Source organism: Ruegeria sp., from assembly GCF_965199275.1.
GTDB lineage: Bacteria > Pseudomonadota > Alphaproteobacteria > Rhodobacterales > Rhodobacteraceae > Ruegeria.
The window spans coordinates 250,497-269,214 of the sequence record NZ_CBDAQX010000015.1; the positions used below are offsets into that span (position 1 = coordinate 250,497).

Consider the following 18,718-nt stretch of genomic DNA (forward strand, 5'->3'; position numbering starts at 1 on the left):
GGGGGTCAAATTTGGACGCCGATGGGGGGTCATTATTCAATGCCGATTGACAAACCGTGTCTTACCGTTCGCAAGCCGCGTCGTCATCGACACGTTGTCTTCGTCAAATGCGAAGTGAACCAATGCGCCACGCTTGAACGTCAGAAGCGGTTCACCAGCTGGCGACCGGTCCGACTTGTACTGCTTCTCGGCATGTTTGAACGAGGTGCCTGTTAGAGTGTTCTTGGCTTCGAGCGTTACAATTGGGAGGCCGTTAACGAAGAGCACGATGTCAATCCGGTTGCCGTGCCTCTCGCTGTACTCGACCTCCTTGATCACACTGAGGATGTTAGCCTCGTACTCAGCGACCCGTTGTGGTGACAGAGCGCTCGCGGGACGGAAGAAGCAGAGCGAGAACTTGATGCCAGGAACAATCTTGATGCCGTTCCGCAAGACATCGAGTGCACCGCGTGTCTTCAGTTCCTTCTCAAGCTGCTTAAACAGCGTCTCTTCCGCAGATGTCGAATATTGCGCGACCAGCTTGTCCCACTCATCGCTCTGCGTTGCTCGGAGGAACTGAACAAGTAGTTCGGTGTCCATAGCGCGCTTACGGTCGTAGTTGGCCTGCGAATCGCGCTCGAAGTAGCCTTCACCGCTGACCAACTCATCGATCAGGTGCTGTTGAACGACGAACTCTCTGTGTGACGCCTGTGCTGAGTGGGTGGTCATCCGGCGTCCTCGTCGTCTTCTGGAACCAACGTCCAGATGCGCTTGAGAGGCAAGGCTGCACGGATGTCCTCTGGCAAGTCATCGTAGACACTCAACAAGGCGTCGATCAGTTCGTCGCGCCCCCAGAACCGAACACGGAAGTATTGGCGGTTCGTCTCCTTGCGTACAGTGTGCTTGAAGCCCGACCAGCTCACGATCAGCCCATGATCTGCGCTTGCATCTTGGATGAGACCGTTGAGGCTCTGCAATGTCGGGTGATCAACGACGATGTTGCCCGACTTCACTTGCACAACGAGGCGTGGTGCATCGAACCCAAGCGCGCCACGGCCCGCGACGATGTCGTAGCCGCCGTCTGGGCCGGGTGGTGACACGTGAGTTACGTACCCTTGCGCTTCAAGGATCGCAGCGACAAGTGCCGTCAGTTCATGTCCCGTGAAGATGCTGGATATCCGCGCTTCAATTTGATTGCGCGCGATCTCAGACAGATCGACGGCTTGTGTACTTGCTTCTCCACCGTTCTCCTCTGCCTGTGTTGCTGGCACCGGCAGGTCTGGTGTCGCACCGTGACCGGGGTCGACACCTCCGTTGGCTACGCTCAGCACGCGGTTCAACGCATCGTTACGGCTCACTTCACAAACCGTTTGGATCGCACCGAAGCTGTAGAGAAGATCTTGCTTGAACGTGTCGCGTGGCACATCGGTGCGAAGCCACTTCACAGGTCGCATCGGACCAGTAGACGAGCCGTCGTAAACATACGGCCCGGTGACCTCGGCAATTGCGATGCCGCCCTGCTTCTTGAGTGGCGACACGACTATGTCACCAACCTGTATGCGATTGACGAACTGGTTCACCTGCGCCGCGTAATTGCGTTGTGTGCCCATCTTCGCGTTAGGATGCACAGACACAATGTACTCAAGTATTGCGTCACGGTCCTTGGCTGCGGTCAAGTCGCTGGTTAGGCCAAACCCGATGCCCAGCATATTGTTCTCAAGGGCCGCATCTTCTCGTTCGCCATGTCGTCCGAGACGCACCAGCCATAGGCGCTTCGTCATGCCGACATCTCCTCTTCGATCTGATCGAGGCGACGGTCGCTGCTGCCTTGCTTGCCCCAGGTTGCGAGATTGATTTGACCAGTGACCGCGGCGGTGATCAGTGCTGCGCGGAACTCTTGCAGCCGCTCAATACTCTCCATCGTTCGCGAGAAGATTGCGTCGTTCCGATTGTTGTGAGCGTCGATATGGTCGGCAATAGCAACCTGCTCTTCAACCTTGAGCCTCGGTAGATGTACCTTGCGGAAGTGACTGAAGTTCATGTCTTGCCCGTCGCGCACGAAGTTCGACGTCAACCTCAGAGCTTGTATGTACATGCTCGATTTGAGCAACGAGCCATAGTAGCGCCCATCAACGTTGGGTCCGGGCTTCAGCACCGAGTATGACGATCGAACGGAGCCGACTGCATGCGCTCGCTCTAGCCCTCCATCCATGCTGCGCATGCTGATCACGAAGTCGCCGATCTCAACATGTTTGCGGAGTTCTAGATTTGCGACTGCAAGTGTCACTTGTCGCTGCTCCATCCGCTCGAACTCAGCCAATGGTATAACGCCGTACTTCTGCGTTGCTGACAGGAGTTGATCTCCTTCGCGGGCGCGTTCCTTGCTGTGCTTGAACAACGAAGTGGCGGGAACAACGTCCCAATGCGCAGGTATGTCGCCCAGCCAATCAAGGCCCGACGCCTTCATCGGGACACTTCGGTCGATACCGTTTGTCGTTACGGTAGCAATCAAGGCGTCGCGCTTCTCCGCTAGAACTCGGGTGAACGCCCGCTTCTTCTCGATCAACTGATCAATGCGCACTGTCTCGCGGTCGAGGAAGTCTGCGATGGTCTTCTGTGTGTCGAGGTCTGGGAGCGACACATCACTATCGAACAATGCAGTATCGTCCAAATTTTGTATGCCGGTGTTCTGCTTGATGAACTGGTGGGAGTATCCCGACATGTACAGAGACGCCAGAACGTATAGAAGGAAGCGATCGTTGATATGCGACTTCGCTCGTATGCGCGCGACGAAGTTCGAAGTTACCGCGACTTCGTTATCACCGTACTGGACCACCCGCCCGACTGGAGTCTTCTCTCCTCCGCCAGACTTCTCAATCAGGATGTCTCCTGGCCTCAGCTTGAGGCGTCTAAGTTGAGCGACAGGGAACGAACGAACTGTAGGATTGCTCAAATCAACTGCCAATCGTTGCCAGTTGAAGTCAGCGACACGGACGCAAACGGCATCTGCATCGTCAGTTCCCGCCTCTCCGCCCCAAGCACCGTTCTTGACGCCTTCGACGCAGAAGCGAAGCCGCGTCCTAGTCCAACTGCCCAAACTGAGTGATTGCTCAGAACTCACGCGGCGACCTCCTTCAACAACCCAGCAATCTCTGCTTCCAGCGCCTTCAGTTCCGCGTCGATCTCTTCCAACTGTCGCGGGCGCACATACTTGTAGAAGTAACGATTGAAGTTGATCTCGTAGCCGACACGCCCGACTTCGCCGTCGCTTGCGTCAACATGCGCTTCATCAACCCAGGCATCCGGCACGAACGGTGTGACCTCACGTGCCATGTAGTCCTGCCAGTCTTCGCTGAGCGGCACGAGTTCGTAGTCACGCAAGTCACCGTCGGCCTCGGCCTTGCCCTTCGTGTCGGTACAGACTTCTGCATCTTCGTCACGCTCAGACAATGCTGACAAGATCGCCTTCTTCACCGGCGCACCGATCTTGATGCCCGCCGCCTTGAGCGTCTGGGTCAGACCCGTATCGAACCGGGAACGGTTTGTAATCAGTGCATCGGGCATGCCTCGTAGAGCAGCCTCAATCGCGTCGCGCTCATGCTGTTCCAACTTTATGAACGCCTTCTCTTCAGCAAGGCGTACAATGCGTTCATCCGAAGCTTGGAAGTTCAGCTTCAATGGACGTTCGACACGTACTTCGCGGTAACCGAAGTCCGTGGCATCAAACACCTTCGACACTTCTTCGTCCGCTTCCGAGAACGCGGAGTAGATGCGCACGATCTCGTCGCGTGCCTCATCGGGTATCTCGCGACGCTTCGACCCAAGTGACTTACGCATCGACTTCCAGAACGTCTCACTACTGGCGTCAATCAGTTGCACCTTGCCTTGACGCGCAGAAGGTTTGCGGTTGGTCAGAAGCCACACGTACGTCTGGATGCCAGTGTTGTAGAACAGGTCAGTCGGCAGTGCGACAATGGCCTCGACCCAATCGTTCTCAAGCATCCACCGTCGTATCTCGCTTTCGCCGGAACCAGCGCCACCAGTGAACAGGGGCGATCCGTTCATGACGATGCCGATGCGCGATCCGGCTTCATCATCCCGCATCTTGCTGATCATGTGTTGCAGGAACAGCAACTGGCCGTCCGAGACGCGCGGCAGTCCCGCACCGAACCGACCTTCGTGGCCCTGTTCCGCGTGCTCGTCCTTGATCGCGTCCTGATACTTCTTCCAATCGACACCGTATGGCGGATTGCTGAGCATATAATGGAAGCGCTTCGGGCTGTGTGCGTCCTGTGTCAGCGTATTGCCAAACGCAATCTGTTCCGGGTCATGGCCTGTGACGAGCATATCAGACTTGCAGATGCCGTAACTCTCACCATTGAGTTCCTGCCCGAAGAGTTCGACACGGATCGACGGGTTGAACTCCTTCAACGCCTCTTCAGTCAGCGCGAGCATGCCGCCTGTTCCGCAAGCCGGGTCGTACACTTGTCGGATGATGCCGCGCCCCGTCAGCTTCGCGTCGTCGTTCGCGATCATCAGGTCGACGATGAGTCGGATGACCTCGCGAGGCGTGAAGTGCTCACCCGCTGTTTCGTTACTGATCTCGGAGAAGCGACGGATGAGTTCTTCAAACAAGTACCCCATCTCAATGTTCGACACGGTGTCGGGGTGCAGGTCGATCTCGGTGAAGCGTTCGAACACATTCCAGAGGATGCCGCCGTCGTTCAGCCGCTTCAGTTGGTCAGTGAAGAGGAACTTGTCGAGGAAGATGTCGCGGACGTTCGCTGAGAACTTGGTGACGTAGTCGATTAGGTTCGCATGGAGTTGACCCGGATCTTGGCCCTTCAGCTTCTCGAACGTGAATCGCGACAGGTTGTACACCTTCACGTCGCCACCAACCGATCCGAACAGCACCATGTCACGTGTCGCATCGTCGACACCTTCTGGCAGGCCCGCCTCTGCATCGAGTACGGCTTGCTTGCTGTCCGCGAGGATGCAGTCGAGGCGTCGCAAGACCACGAACGGAAGCACGACCTTGCCGTACTCTGACTGCTTGAAGTCGCCGCGCAGTATCTCTGCGATTGACCATACGAACGAACTGAGACTGCTCACCTTGGGATCGGCCATCGATCCTCCTTACTGTCATGTATTGTTGTGCTGTGCCTGCGCAAACACCGCAGAGTTGTGCATAGATTACACATGTTGCGTAGAGTGACCAGTTGCATGGCTACGATTAGATTGTCGCAGTGCACACTGGTGGCGCGTGCATACAGGGGGACGACCGACATCTGCCCCGGAGCCGCGCATTGTAGTATCCCCCTGTTTGGATTTGGGCGGGGGAGTGCTGCAACAATAGAGCAGCGCCGCAGCTAGCCTTGGATGTCAGCAACATGACCCTCCCGCCAAGGCCACCGATGCATCGGTCGAAGGTTTGGCAACCTCAATCTCAGGTGTGTAGTCACTCTCTCGTCACTCTGGTCACTCGCATGACACCACCGGAATGCGCATTGTCTAACATCAATGGCACACACTGTTGAACACACTCACGCAGCGTGCGACACTGTAATCGTCAATGTAGCAAGGGCCGCGCACCGTCGTGCAGTCGACGTGTAGTGACAGACACCGGATGACAGAAGCATGCAATATATGGGTGTGCACTGTCTTCGGGAGGCAGGGGTCGGAGGTTCGAATCCTCTCACTCCGACCAATAAAATCAATAACTTACGCGATGGAGGCCAAGAGCCTTGTGTGCTCCAGCCCACACCCAGCCCACATGGGAGTCTAAATTAGGCCCTTTCGGCGAGCCTTCGCATGATCTCCGCCCGGGCCGTCAGGCACCGCGCAGCTAAGGTCCGCTTGGAGCCCGGAGCTGACTTCGTCGAAGTCCGCAGCATCGGTCGTCAATTGCGGATCAAAGGCATTCTCTGCGGCTGCAAAGCCAACTGATCAATTGAGCTAAAGCTGACACTTAATTTTCCGGAGATCCATGTTCAGCTCTGTGTCGCGGAATGACAGAAACCACGCTTTCAATCCTCCACGGTGGGTGTCCAAATACTCCGTATTAGAAATTGGCCCTCAATAGGAAAAAACTGAGCGCCAGTGCCGATCTCCACGAAGGGCAAGGGCTCAAGTTGAAGGTCACAAATCAAAACCGTATAAATTCTTCCTGTGGAACTCCACGGCCGAACTTTTTGATTAGAGACCAGTACGCTTTGACATCAGTCGGAACTTCACCTTCAAGAACTCGCTCCGATCCCGCCAATTGTGAAGTATAGCGCTCACTCAAACCACGACCTGCGCACAATAAGCTCTCGATTTCTTCAATAGGAGGCAGCATTACCCCAGCAAAACCTGGCGTCTCAAGCGCAATGCGTAAGCCTGCTGGGTCAACATCGGGAAATACAAAAACGGGATTGCTCAGCACCCGTAGAAACGTTCGCGCAGCGTCAATAGTATAGCCGCCAGGTTGCCCGCGGTAGACGACTAAAGCGTCGCGAAGATCCGCTGGGACTTCGAAAGAGAGTTGATGGATATGTTCGAAAGCTTCCCAGTTCTCCACCAAAACTGCAAAAACGTGATCAGAGAAATCCGCGGCGGCGTTGACAGGAACATCTAGATTTACACCGTCAGGCAAGATGACATTCTTTTCTCCCATTCGAATCGAACCGCCACTAAAGGACTTCAGCGCCACGCGACCTCTCCGAACAGAAATCGACGACGCTTTTTCGTTTGAGCCTAGCGAAAGAGCTTCTGCGCGGCTTTTGCCTTTCCAAGCGTCCACCTTAGTTCCCGGAGGAACCTGGAAATCTCGCTCCAGAGCCCGCACCAACTCTTCCCGTGCTTGCGTCCCCATAAGAATGTTTGATCCACTGTGCGTTACAAAAATGTTGTTGTCGCGCAAATAGGACAGTAGCTCTTTCGATGCGCGGATTGATCCTGGTTCGGACAAGGCGCGCAATCCCGCTTTGATCAAGTTCTGCGACATAGACGAATATCCTCTAAGCGTTGGTTCGCCATGTGAGCGGATACACTTGCGTCCAGATCATAGCTTGCTTCATACGGCAGGTTTTCCTCCTCGGTCGTTAGCCAGCTCACTACGTGCTCTAAGAAAACCTTTTCCTCAATGTCCTCTCTCTGCGCGCACCAGCTCGAAACGGATACCCAACCTCCTGCGTAATCGACATGGTTCAAAAGATATGTGAGCGCCAGTTCCTCAACGGCATCTTCTTCCTCCGTTTCGGCTTCCTGCTCTAGTATAATTCGTTGACCAGCTTCTCTTTCTGGCGCGCGCTTTTCCTCAATTGGTTTCAGATCCACGCATAAATGCGCAAGGCTTCGTTGACCTCGATCTGAGTAAATGTCCAACCATTCCTTATCTCCGCTGGACGGCTTGCGCATCAGGAAGTCACAAAGTGGCGTTTCCTGTTCGATACGCTCTAAGTCCACTTCCCCACCTTCTGACAAGAACTTAGCAAAAGCTCTAACCTTCCTAGTGTGATGTTCGATTTTGCGAAACGAAAACATGTAGCTATTAAAGACCTCAGAGATCTCAAGCAGACTTTGTGACCAATTCCCCATCCTGCCTGAGATGGAGCTTTGGTACACATTCCCAGCCCGCGAGATATCCTTACGATTAAATCGATCATGCATATCGGTGCGGTTGAGGCGGTTTAGGGCTTTGCGTAAGCGGTCCGCGCGTTCGAGATAATGCGCGTTGTGGCGCATTTTCTCATCGTTAGAAGACACGTCTGAGAACTTACTCGCCATCACTTGGTGAAACTGAAGAATATCTGCATCCACCAGTTCGCATACATCGTATAGGCTTTGGACAAGATCCTCAGTGTTGCGGTCTATATCTTCGTGCCGTCCTTCCACTGCAGCGGCCTCAAGCTCGGTCAGAAGTTTTTCAAGACGATCGATTTCCTCTCCGATATTGCCTTTAATCGCAAATCGCTTCTGTCGTTGGGTCAAATCATCCAGAACGTCGCGAAGAGAACGTGTCAGGCCATATCTGCCTTCTTGGCGAGGTGTTAACACCCGTTCTTTGTGAAGAGCGTCAACAGCATTGCCATTCTCTTCGGTTCTTAGAACCTCTCCTGCATGGTAGACATCTTCAATGACCTCTCCGTGACGGGAGAGAAGGCTAAGAAACCTCTGAATGTCGCTTGTGATACTCACAACAAGCTTTCCTGCTGGATAAATTCGTCTACGCTCTCCTGCGCCTCCGGCGTGTTCGCGATCAGGAAATCCACAAGATCATGGAAGGCGTCGACCATCCCCGTCGCTTCATAGTAGCTCCGGTCGCCCTCATAGTCTGTTTCTTTCATATACCCGCGATGTTCGAGGTTTTTCAAAACCGCTTTCAGCATATCCGCGGCGTCCTTTTTGCCGGTGCTTCTGCTGAGTTTTGGATAGAGCGTTTTCAGATCCGAAAAGAGCTTCGAGCTGGCTTCAATCCTGGAAGCATATTGGCCTGGGTATATTCGGTCTCCAGGACGTAGGACACTGTCGGTCTGTCCAACGGCAAGACAGAGCGCCAGGAAATCAATCATAGGCCGCACGTCTCCCATTATTTTTCGGTGCATGGAGGACAAATTCGCGCCTGTCGCCTCGCCAGGTTTATCTGGAACTAGAAAGTATCCCGACTTGTTGTGTGTGGCCACGACGCGCCAGCCGATTTGGCGCACATAGGTGTTGATGCGTTCTCGTTTGTCTGCGTCCGAGAGGTGGTCAAACAACTCAGGCTCAGTGACGTGGCAAATGACACGGCCATCCATCAAGGCGTTTACAGCTTCAGCAAACATGGATCATCCTTCTCCGCCAACAGAAACGGACTGTGAAGGAAGGGTCTGCTCTTTCTGGGTTTCCTTCGACCAAACCAGGCTATGGGAGGGTTTCGCCGCACCGCGGACTTCCATCAAGCGAGGGCCAAGGTTCTTGTCCTTCACAATCCGCAAGCGTTGTGCAAATCGCTCTCGAACACCCAGATCGGCGTTTGGTGTGGCCGAAATGAGATTGATCCCATTGTCGTTCAGCATCTTTAGTAGGTTACGAACATTTCTGCTGTCGATATTTCCCAACTCGTCGAGAGCCCAGACCATCTGAACTGGTTTTTTCCCTCGCACGATATTGATGAAGCCAACTAGGATCGTTGTAAGGATGAGGTACGACACGCCATTGGAGGAAATGTCCGCAAGGTCGGTTGAAGCGTGGAAATCCCGCTTTATCCCGTTTTCAACTACATGCCCTCTCAATCTGATTTGCTGACGCAAGTCCGCGGTTATGCCGTCGTTACCACTCCAATACTCCAGGAGGTCGCTCAGCGCCTCAGTAAACACGTTCGGCGGTAAATCTTCACCGGACCGCGTCCAGTCCTCGTGTAGCTCGGAGATCCGTTCAAGAGCGGGTAGGAACTCCAGCTCTTTGATGCCGGATTCGATCTTAATTTGAATATCCTCAACAACGTCTGTCGCGATGTTCTGGCTTAGGCTGCGCTGCAACAAGCGGTTCTCTTCAGTGATCCGTTCGTCGGTGCGCTTGAGCATCTGATACTTGTTCTTGAACTCTTCAGCGTGGAAATGCGCGTCGTTGCGCAAGGTGTCCCGATGCTGCTCATGCAGCTCGTTGAACCAATCTTCAAACGCTGGCAACCATTCAGGCCCCTCAGCAAAGGACTGAAAAGCCTGCCTGCGGAGCTGGATGTGCTGTTCCGGCGGGCTGCCCGGCTCAGCCATGAAGACCCGCGCCACGTCTTTTACGCCATTTCTGATTTCCTGAGTCAGCGTGTTGCTCTCGCGCTCCGCATCGTTCAAGGCGCTCAAAAGCGCATCCACCGTCCTTGACGTGCTTACGGGTTCCAGCCTTTCTTCGGCGTTTTGCTGCAGACGGATTTCCAGCTTTGACCTATTTTCCCGCAGGGCAGATAAGTCCTTCTCGGTCTGATCGATCTCGCGCTTAAGCCCTATGCGTTTGCGCGTCCAACCCTCAATCAGCTGCTCCAACGCCTGGCTCAGCCGTCCGACGGTCACCTTGTGATTTTCCGCCTCCGCTCGGCAAGCATCCACCCGGGACCAGTCATCGGCAAGGAAACTGCGCCATGCCACGACCGTTTTTTCCATCGCCCGCACGCGAGCTAGTGCGTCGCGGTGCGTCTTTGCACTTTTTTCGAGATCCTGCAGGGTTCGCGGGTCGACGCCCTTGTCGCGGAGGGCCTTTGCGCGTTCCTCATCGAGTTCCTTCAGATCCGCGTCGCATGAATTGCGGATCCGTGTCTCCCATTCGAACAGCGCCTGTGTGGTACGCATGATCTCTTCTTCAAGCGCCTCCGACTCCTCACGGTGCTGCAGGTCATATCCGGCAAGGTCCTTTGCACGCTCCGCCTCTAGGTTCGTCTTTTCGCGCTCTGCCCGGGCCTGTGCCTCCTTAGCTTCCTGCAACCGCGTGATGGCTGCCTCGCGAGCAGCTTCTAAGGCAGTATCATTCGCTGCATGACAGTTTGTCAGGTGCCCTCTAGCATGCTTTAACTTGCGCGCCAGAATGCCAGTATTAACTTCAAGTTCACTGGATTTGCGCCGAATCCCTCTCAGACGGCTAGAGACTTCATCGCGTTTCCTTTTGGCGGTCGCAATGTTCTGCTGCACCTCTCCAATATCCGCCATACAGCGGTCAATGTTGAGTTCAATCACGCTTAGATCCGCCTGCTGCAGAGGGGCTACGTCTTCCAGATCAAGGTCGAGCCCAAAAACACTCCCTTCTGCCCCGAGATCCTTTGGACTGAGATCTGTCCGACTGAGCAGATCTTCTCTTAGCACACGCCCTAAGGTATCGCCCCAATCCGGTCGCTGGCGACGCAGGAACGCAAGCAGGGTTCCATCAGAGGGGGCTTTAGAAGCCTCCAGCTTTTCGCGCGTTTTTTCCAGACGCAGTTTGGATTGTGAGAGGCGTTCGATCTCACCGTCAACTTTTGCAACGTCAGACTTGGCCGCAGTTTCTTGGGCTTGCAGAGGCGCCTTTTGTTCAACGACCGCGTTATAGGCCGCCTGATGCGTATCGACTTCCTTTTGCGCTTCGGTGACGCGCTCTAGGACTTCGCTGTCGACAGTGGGGTTTTTAGCGGCTTCCTCTCCTGCTCCGACAGCCGCCGCCGCAGCTTTTAGTTTGTCCGATGCCGCCATCATTTGCGGCGCATAATCTTCTTCAGCGCGCCTGCGGCTCTCCTGCCTGCGCGTTTCAATCGCCTCGCGTTTGGCCCGGCGTCCGTCCTCTGACCTCTTACGGTCAAGCGCGATCTCTCTAAGGGCGTTATCAGCCGCCTCCCGCCGTGCCTCTTTGAGTGTGTCATAGCTGCTCGTGAGTTCTGACAATTCGCTCTTGAGAGCGGTCAGGCGTTCCGAGACTTGCCGGGCCGCGTCTTCCAACTCAGACAGGCGCGCAAATTCCGCCACCTTGGCCTCGATGTTGTCATCCATGAACCTCGCATGTTTCTCTGTTAGTCGCTTCACTTCAGCTGACGCCGTGTTGAGTTTGACCTCAATCTCCGCCAGGGCCTTTCGAGCTGCTTCCCGCTCAACCGCATGGGCATTTTCCGCCTCCTGGAAAGCCAGCTCTTGCCGAGGCAGGGTTCTCGACAGAGTCTCAAGCTGCTCTTCGAGATCATTAAGCAGCCCACGCATTTCTGACAGGGCCTCTTTGCGGCGCCGGTGGGCTTCTTCCAGAACTGTATTCTTGGCGACAAGACGCAAAACATCATCTTCTTTTGCCATGACGTCACGATAGGACCGAAAGCGTTTTGGCCAACTGGCAAGGCTTTCGCGCTTCCCGCCCAGTTTGATGCGCCGCTCGCCTCTAAGTACCTGTTCGGCCACCATGTCTTCCAATGCGCGCAAGCTGCCGTCTTTTTTGAGCATGGAGAAAATGACATTCTCAACATTTCTGAGAGGCGTACGCGGCGGAGCCAACGCGTAATCCGCTTGTAGTTGCACGACGTCGTTCCGGCGTGGGTTTTCTATGGGCAAGCCTTGAATGATTGTCTGGTATTCAACCTGAGTCGTGATTTGACGCGATGCGATCTGATAGCCCTGGTCGCGTAAATGTTTGGCGAGATCGCTGAACTCGACGAATTTGCCATCGTTTGTCACGAACATATTTTCATAAAGCTCAGAACGTACAAACCGGTAGACCAGCTTTTCCTCAGTGGTGGCGAGATGCATGATAACCGCGCGTTTGGAGCCAGCGCGGTTGCGATATTCAAATGCGACATACGAGGTCGTTCGCGGCAGATAATGACCGAAGAAAGTTTTGTCCTGTGCCTTGCGAGAAAGCTTATGTGGGGGAAGGCCAAAACCCAAGGGAAGTGCTTGAATGACGGACGTCTTGCCCGCGGCATTTGTACCTGTGATCAACACGTTGCCGTCCAGTGGCACTTCTCCGATCACACCTTTGAAGATATTCGTGTCCACCAAAAGCATTCGAGTGAAACCCGGAGGCTCAGCGTCGAGTTCATTGTGCTGTGGCGTCAAAGAGACGTTCATTCCGATAAACCCTCCCTTAAGCCCGCGCACTTCAATTGGGAAAACTTTAAAACGAGCGACAACATAAGAACTCGTAGTATCTGATTTATATTGATTTATCTATCCTTGCTTCAGATGCTGAATTGGCAAATGAGGTCTCAAAAAGCTATCTATACGCAGCGAAGCTAGGTGCTAATGAAACAAGTCGCTGCGCAACTGTCAATCGGCATTGAATAATGACCCCCCATCGGCGTCCAAATTTGACCCCCCTTGGAGCTAAGAGGGGCGTTGAGGGGGTCGTGTTTAGGTTGATTCAGGAGGGGGTGGACAGCAGGTCAAACCGAAAAGAGAGCGTAGCTCGACTGAAGGTTTGACCTGCTGTCTGTTTTGAATTTATTCCCCGATTTCGAGGTTAGTCGCGGTGGTTAATTCGCCAGCTTTCGTTCCCGGTTTCGATGATATCGCAATGGTGTGTCAGTCGATCCAGGAGAGCAGTGGTCATTTTGGCATCTGTGAACACACTCGGCCATTCAGCAAATGCGAGGTTGGTTGTTAGCAGAATAGACGTTCGCTCGTACAGTTTGCTGATGAGATGGAAGAGTAATCGTCCACCAGACTCTGCGAACGGCAGATAACCGAGTTCGTCTATAATCACGAGGTCGACGCGGATCAGCTGCTCGCTGAGCCGCCCGGCGTTGCCTTCGCGATGTTCAGCCTCCAGCTTGTTCGCGAGATCCACAGCGCTGAAGAACCTGACCCGCCGGCGGTTATTGACCGCGTGGCCCCCGATCGCTGTTGCGAGATGCGTTTTGCCCGATCCGGTTCCACCGACCAGCACGCCATTCCTGGCCTGGTCCATAAAATCGCCGTCATGAAGATTGCGCACGACTTCCTCGTTGACGGGGCTGACCGTGAAGTCGAACTCAGGTAAGGACTTGCAGACCGGGAACTTTGCGGCACCCATCTGATACCGGATCGAGCGCGCAGTCTTTTCGGCCAGTTCGGCCGTGAGGAGTTCGGCCACGACCTGTTGGGGCCGCCAGTTGTTTTTGGCTGCGGCCTGCATCACTTCGTCAAAGCAGTTGACGATGCCTGGCAACTTCAGTTGACGGGCAAGTTCGAGAATTTCCTTACGCAGTTGCATGGGAGCCTCCAAGCCTGTCATAGCGAGCGCAATCCGCGATCGGTGCCATTTTCAGCTGCAGGTGGGCAGGCGGCTCAATCGCCTTTGGCGGCGGGGGATTGGTGCGCCGAGAGACAATGTTCAGGATCGCATCGGCCTTGCGCAGGCCAGATTTTAGAGCTTCTTCGCAGGCAGCCTCGACCACATCAATGTCGTGCTGGTAAGCAGCGAAAAGAATATCGGCAAGTTGCCGGTCTCCGTCGGATGTGCCCCGCAGATGGGTCCAGATCTGCGTCATTGCCGGTGGTAGGTCCCAGTCACGGAACGGTGCTCCATTGCGCAGAGCGCCAGGCTTGCGCTTGAGGACGGGCACATAGTGCCAAGGGTTGAAGATCGTTTTTCCTCGGCCGAAGCACCGTTCGTGCTCTCCGACAATCTCACCGTCTTGGCGCAGGACAATCCGCGTGGCGTAGACCTGCAACTGGACCTGACGTCCAACAGCTCTTGCCTCAACGCTGTATTTGTTTCTTTCGAAGTTGATCAGGCAGGTTCGGCTCACGGCGACCGTCTTTTCACGGAACCCGACGAAGGGCTTCTGCAGATGCGTCAGCAGCGGCTTTTCCTGCTGGAACTCCTCCCAGACCGTCACCTCCAGGTTTTCCGGATGCCGCAGTTCTTTTGCGCGTTTGATCGCGTCTTTTTGCAGCCGGGCATTCAATTCATCGAAGTCGGCCACCTCCAGACGCGGTGTAAAACTATAGGCGCGGCTCTCCTTGACCAGATTCTCAACCTGACCCTTCTCCCAACCGGCCGCGCGCGTACAGGCGATCGGGTTCACCAGATGATGAGAACACATCCGGGAGAATGCCTTGTTGAACTTTCTTTCCTTGCCCGACAGGATCGCATCGACGGCGGTCGTCATGTTATCGTAGATCCCGTTGATGCAGCCTCCACCAAAGAATTTGAAGGCCTCGTCGTGGGCATCAAAGACCATCTCCTGCGTCTCGCGCGGATAGGCAATGGAGAATGGCATGCGGCTATGGCAAAGTTTGAAATGGGCAACCTTCACGGTCGTGAGTGCACCGTCCATCAAAACCGTCTCCACACTCCAGTCGAACTGGTACGCCTCCCCAGGATCAAAGATCAGCGGGATGAACGCCTGCGCCTGTTGTCGGCCGTGCGCAATGCGCCAATTCTTTGTGTAGCGTCGAACACTGTCATACCCGCCGCCAAAACCATCATCGGAGAGTTCCTTCCAGATTTTGGTCATCCGCTTGCGGTGTTTCTTCGGAAGCGCCTCGTTCTCCTCAAGCGTTTCATCCAGACGCGCGCGCCAAGGCCCGAGCACCGGGTATGGCTGCGATTTGCGCTCATATTTGAACTCCGTCACTCCCGATCGGATTATCTTTCGAACCGTTGCACGGCTCAAATTGAGCGAACGGCAAATTTCCTTGATGCTCTTTTTTTCGATCAGGTGTAAGCGACGCACTTTTCTAATAGTTTCCACGCAAATCATCCCGCTTGCCTCTCCATCGACTGCTCAATGAAAAGGATGTCTACAACCATAGGGAGGGGTCAAATTTGGACGCCGATTTCCCCGCTTAGGGGGTCAAAATTGCACGCTTTTCTACATCTTTGCCGTTCTAGCCCTGCCAAACCATCCAAGCGCTTTTGGGTGGAGCGCGGTGTTGCGCTGGCCTCTCGAGCTGCCCGTGATACTATTTCTAATGATGGTGCTAGGTCGGCGCTTGATCATCGTACACGCGGTCGCGCTAGCTTTGTTGGCTGTCGCTGTTTTGAAGCTCGCCGACTATGCAATGTTTAGCGCTTTTGACCGGTCGTTTAATCCGGTCGTTGATATGCCCTTGATCGCTGCAGGCTTCTCATTCACCCGTGATAGCCTTGGTTTGGTTGTTTTTGTTTTTGCAGTGTCATCGGCCATTTTGTTGCTGGCCCTGCTTTACGCTTTAATAGTCCAGGGCTTTGCCGCTTGGGCGTCACTTGGGCGAAATGCAAAAACAGGATTGGCAGCAGCTTTGATCGGCGCCGGCTTCACTGGATGGGCTGTCGCGGATGCGGGTCATCACCTCAGCTTCTGGAAATTGGAAAACAGCCCGCCGGGGACCACCTGGACCTCTCGCTTAGCAATAAATCGCGTTGAGGAAATACAGAGAACAACCAGGGATTTGGCCGAGTTTCGTGAGGCTGCAGGTTTAGATACCTATGCCAATCAGTTCGGATTGTTGAACAAGCTTGATGGGCGGGATGTGTTTTTGATCTGGATTGAAAGCTACGGTCGCGCGAGCTTCGACAACCCGCTGTACGCGCCAACGCATCTTGCAACGCTGCGGTCTGCTCAGGCGGAAATCGCGGGTTCGGGCCTTGCCATGAAAAGCGGTTGGTTGATCTCGCCAACGGTAGGCGGACAAAGCTGGTTGGCACATGGGACCCTGGGGTCCGGCTTGTGGACCGCCGATAACGGGCGCTATCAAGCGATGATCGACAGTGGGCGCAAATGGCTATCTCATATCGCGCAAGCGGCTGGGTATCGGACAGCCGCTGTCATGCCTGCAATCACAAAGGATTGGCCTGAAAGTCGAGCGATGGGATTTGAGCTTGTTTTCGACAAGGCCGAAATCCCCTATGCGGGCGAGAGTTTTCGCTGGGTCACTATGCCCGACCAATTCACCTTGGCTGCGTATCCTGATCTTTTGCCGCCGGACCCGAGACCTGATTTTGTCCAGATCGCCTTGATCTCTTCACATGCCCCTTGGACACCAATCGCAGACGTAATCCCGTGGCAGGACGTAGGCGACGGCACCGTCTTCAATGAGATGGCCTTACGGGGACCGACACCTGAAGTGTTGTGGAAAGACCGGGATGCCGTGCGGGACGCGTATCGCAGATCGGTAGACTATGTTTTGCAGGTAGTCTTTTCTCATGTTCTTCAACTGGCCGACGATGCACCACTGGTCATTGTCGCAGGGGACCATCAGGCCGCTGGATTTGTATCAGGCAGTGACAGCAAGGATGTAGCTGTTCATATAATCGGACCCCCGCAAGTCTTGGATCATATCGAGCATTGGCGTTGGACCGAAGGGCTTGTCCCCGCATCCGACGTACCTGTTCGCCGAATGGACAGTTTTAGGGACAACTTTATCGCGGCCTTTTCTGACAAGACCTCAACCGCAATGGTGTTGCAATGAAGCGGTATTGGGTCAGGTTGGTCGTATCGATCACGTTGATTGTCGCGTTGCTTTGGTGGACGGATTTGGCGCGTGTCGCTGATCATCTGCGGATGCTTAGCCTGGAATGGGTTGGGCTTTCGATTGTTGCTACAATTGCCGCAACCTTCTCGATGGCATTCCGATGGCAACTTACAGCGCACGCGTTGGATATTCGGTTTGATTACTCTTTTGCCCTGCGCGAGTACTATATCGCGCAGCTGGTGAATATGATTCTGCCCGGCGGTGTTCCTGGGGATCTGACCCGTGCGGTTCGGGCGAGGAAGAAAGCAGACCTCAAACGTTCAGCTCAATCTGTGTTCGCGGAACGGCTGTTGGGGCAAATCGCAATCATGGCAGCCCTTTTTCTGGGCGTCTGTGCTGCGCTAGTGTGGCCCGCAGGCTTCGATCATCCTGAACTGAGCATGACGGTTCTTGCTGTGTTGCTATCCGCTCTAGTCGTGGTGAGCCTTATATCACTTGCCCTTCCATCAATTGGGAGGTTCGTTGTCTTTTTGATCAGGCTACAACGTCAAACGGCCTTTGTTTTTCTTGGCTTAGTCAGCTCTACATGTCTGATACTGGGATTCTACGCGTCAGCAAGGGCTGTAGGGGTTGTCATACCATCAGGCGGCTTGCTTATCATTATTCCTCTGGTTTTGACCGCCATGCTGATCCCTATGTCGATTGGTGGTTGGGGTTGGAGGGAAGGAGCCGCTGCTGCCTTATTTCCAATAATCGGGGCGTCATCCAGTGCGGGCGTTGCTTCGGGTGTCACCTATGGTGCCGTTATCCTGATCGCCGCGCTGCCAGCAGTTGCAATTCTGCTGTGGCCAAGATCGCTTGAACCGCAACTAACAACAGGGAAAAGAGATTCACTATGACACAGCCCGCCCATCTTACGCGCCGTTTTTTTCTTCAAACCGGCGCAGCCGGTTTTGCCGCCTCTGCATCAGGGTTGCCGGCACTAGCGGCTAACTTACAACCTGTAAATTTCCAGCTGTCGTGGCTGCATTCCGTTCAGTTTGGCGGAAGTTACATTGCGAAAAACAAAGGGTATTGGTCCGATCTAGGTTTGGATGTCTCACTTGCCCAAGGCGGTCCAAACGCGCCTGTCGAGCCGCCCGTGGTTTCAGGAACTGCTTTGGTTGGGATATCAGCTGCGGACTATACCGCCGCCGCTGTGGCGCAAGGCGCGCCGTTCAAAATTATCGCCGTTGCAATGCAAAAGAATCCGTTCGCGATTGCATCGCTTGCGGCCACCCCGGTAAACGAACCCGCAGACCTTATCGGCAAGAAGATTGGTATGGCTGTCGCGAATACGCCCGTCTTGCATGCCTTGTGCACATTGAACGGGATAGACATAGACCAAATTGAAATTGTCCCCACCCAATATGACCCGGCGCCGTTAGTCAGCGGCCAGGTGGATTGCTTGCTTTGCTGGGAAACAGATTTGCCCGTCGCCATGACTGTGCAGGGCGTTGACAACACCACAATGCTAATGGCCGACTACGGTTATGCCGTGCATTCTCAAACCTATATCGCCACCCAAGACTCTCTTGCCCAAAGACGCGCAGAGCTTGTGTCTTTACTGAAGGGCGAAGTCATGGGGTGGAAGGATTATCACAAAGACACCGACGCCGCCGCCGAGTTGACGCTAGAAATGTTCCCTGATGCAGGTCTGGATCTCGCCGCGCAAAGACTGCAAGCCGCGCGGCAAGTGCCGCTGATGTTCTCGGACTTAACCGCCGAGTTTGGGTTCGGGTGGTTCACCGAGGAGACTGTTGCGGCGAATGTCGAAACACTAGCGCTGTTGGGTCGAACCGTCACTCCTGACCTCTGGGACAGATCGCTGCTGGAAGAGGTGTATGGCTGACGCGAGG

13 protein-coding genes are annotated in these 18,718 nt (G+C 54.6%); 3 read left to right on the top strand and 10 right to left on the bottom strand.

Annotated elements, in window-relative coordinates:
* Positions 1 to 36: 36 nt before the first annotated feature.
* The 10 genes from ACOERD_RS12445 to istA all read right to left on the bottom strand — a co-directional run bounded on the left by ACOERD_RS12445 (position 37) and on the right by istA (position 15,127).
* Positions 37 to 708, bottom strand: a complete 672-nt coding sequence (locus tag ACOERD_RS12445; RefSeq protein ID WP_419739228.1) for a type I restriction endonuclease — start codon at positions 706 to 708, stop codon at positions 37 to 39.
* Positions 705 to 1,760 carry a restriction endonuclease gene (locus tag ACOERD_RS12450; RefSeq protein WP_419739229.1) on the bottom strand — a complete coding sequence of 352 codons (1,056 nt, stop codon included), beginning with the start codon at positions 1,758 to 1,760 and terminating at the stop codon, positions 705 to 707. The genes ACOERD_RS12445 and ACOERD_RS12450 overlap by 4 nt, the downstream gene beginning before the upstream one ends.
* On the bottom strand, positions 1,757 to 3,100 hold the full coding sequence (locus ACOERD_RS12455; protein ID WP_419739230.1) for a restriction endonuclease subunit S: 1,344 nt from the start codon (positions 3,098 to 3,100) through the stop codon (positions 1,757 to 1,759). Before ACOERD_RS12455 ends, ACOERD_RS12450 begins: the two co-directional genes overlap by 4 nt.
* Positions 3,097 to 5,106, bottom strand: coding sequence for a type I restriction-modification system subunit M (locus ACOERD_RS12460; RefSeq protein WP_419739231.1), 2,010 nt, complete (start codon positions 5,104 to 5,106; stop codon positions 3,097 to 3,099). Before ACOERD_RS12460 ends, ACOERD_RS12455 begins: the two co-directional genes overlap by 4 nt.
* 1,018 nt (positions 5,107 to 6,124) lie before the next feature.
* Positions 6,125 to 6,964, bottom strand: a complete 840-nt coding sequence (locus ACOERD_RS12465; protein WP_419739232.1) for a DUF7281 domain-containing protein — start codon at positions 6,962 to 6,964, stop codon at positions 6,125 to 6,127.
* The gene (locus tag ACOERD_RS12470) at positions 6,949 to 8,157 is read right to left on the bottom strand and encodes a hypothetical protein (protein WP_419739233.1); all 1,209 of its coding nucleotides are present in this window, start codon (positions 8,155 to 8,157) and stop codon (positions 6,949 to 6,951) included. Before ACOERD_RS12470 ends, ACOERD_RS12465 begins: the two co-directional genes overlap by 16 nt.
* Complete coding sequence (locus tag ACOERD_RS12475; protein WP_419739234.1) at positions 8,154 to 8,783, bottom strand: condensin complex protein MksE; 630 nt, start codon at positions 8,781 to 8,783, stop codon at positions 8,154 to 8,156. Before ACOERD_RS12475 ends, ACOERD_RS12470 begins: the two co-directional genes overlap by 4 nt.
* A gap of 3 nt (positions 8,784 to 8,786) precedes the next feature.
* Complete coding sequence (locus ACOERD_RS12480; RefSeq protein ID WP_419739235.1) at positions 8,787 to 12,509, bottom strand: ATP-binding protein; 3,723 nt, start codon at positions 12,507 to 12,509, stop codon at positions 8,787 to 8,789.
* A gap of 391 nt (positions 12,510 to 12,900) precedes the next feature.
* A complete protein-coding gene (gene istB / locus ACOERD_RS12485) occupies positions 12,901 to 13,632 on the bottom strand; it encodes an IS21-like element helper ATPase IstB (protein ID WP_419737606.1) in 732 nt (243 codons plus the stop codon).
* The gene (gene istA / locus ACOERD_RS12490) at positions 13,619 to 15,127 is read right to left on the bottom strand and encodes an IS21 family transposase (protein ID WP_419737605.1); all 1,509 of its coding nucleotides are present in this window, start codon (positions 15,125 to 15,127) and stop codon (positions 13,619 to 13,621) included. The genes istB and istA overlap by 14 nt, the downstream gene beginning before the upstream one ends.
* Positions 15,128 to 15,359: 232 nt before the next feature.
* On the opposite strand from istA, the gene ACOERD_RS12495 reads away from it, so the two are divergent.
* The 3 genes from ACOERD_RS12495 to ACOERD_RS12505 are packed head-to-tail and all read left to right on the top strand — an operon-like array spanning position 15,360 to position 18,711.
* Positions 15,360 to 16,817 carry a sulfatase-like hydrolase/transferase gene (locus ACOERD_RS12495; protein ID WP_419739236.1) on the top strand — a complete coding sequence of 486 codons (1,458 nt, stop codon included), beginning with the start codon at positions 15,360 to 15,362 and terminating at the stop codon, positions 16,815 to 16,817.
* A complete protein-coding gene (locus tag ACOERD_RS12500; protein WP_419739237.1) occupies positions 16,814 to 17,719 on the top strand; it encodes a lysylphosphatidylglycerol synthase transmembrane domain-containing protein in 906 nt (301 codons plus the stop codon). Before ACOERD_RS12495 ends, ACOERD_RS12500 begins: the two co-directional genes overlap by 4 nt.
* A complete protein-coding gene (locus ACOERD_RS12505) occupies positions 17,716 to 18,711 on the top strand; it encodes an ABC transporter substrate-binding protein (RefSeq protein WP_419739238.1) in 996 nt (331 codons plus the stop codon). Before ACOERD_RS12500 ends, ACOERD_RS12505 begins: the two co-directional genes overlap by 4 nt.
* Positions 18,712 to 18,718: the final 7 nt, after the last annotated feature.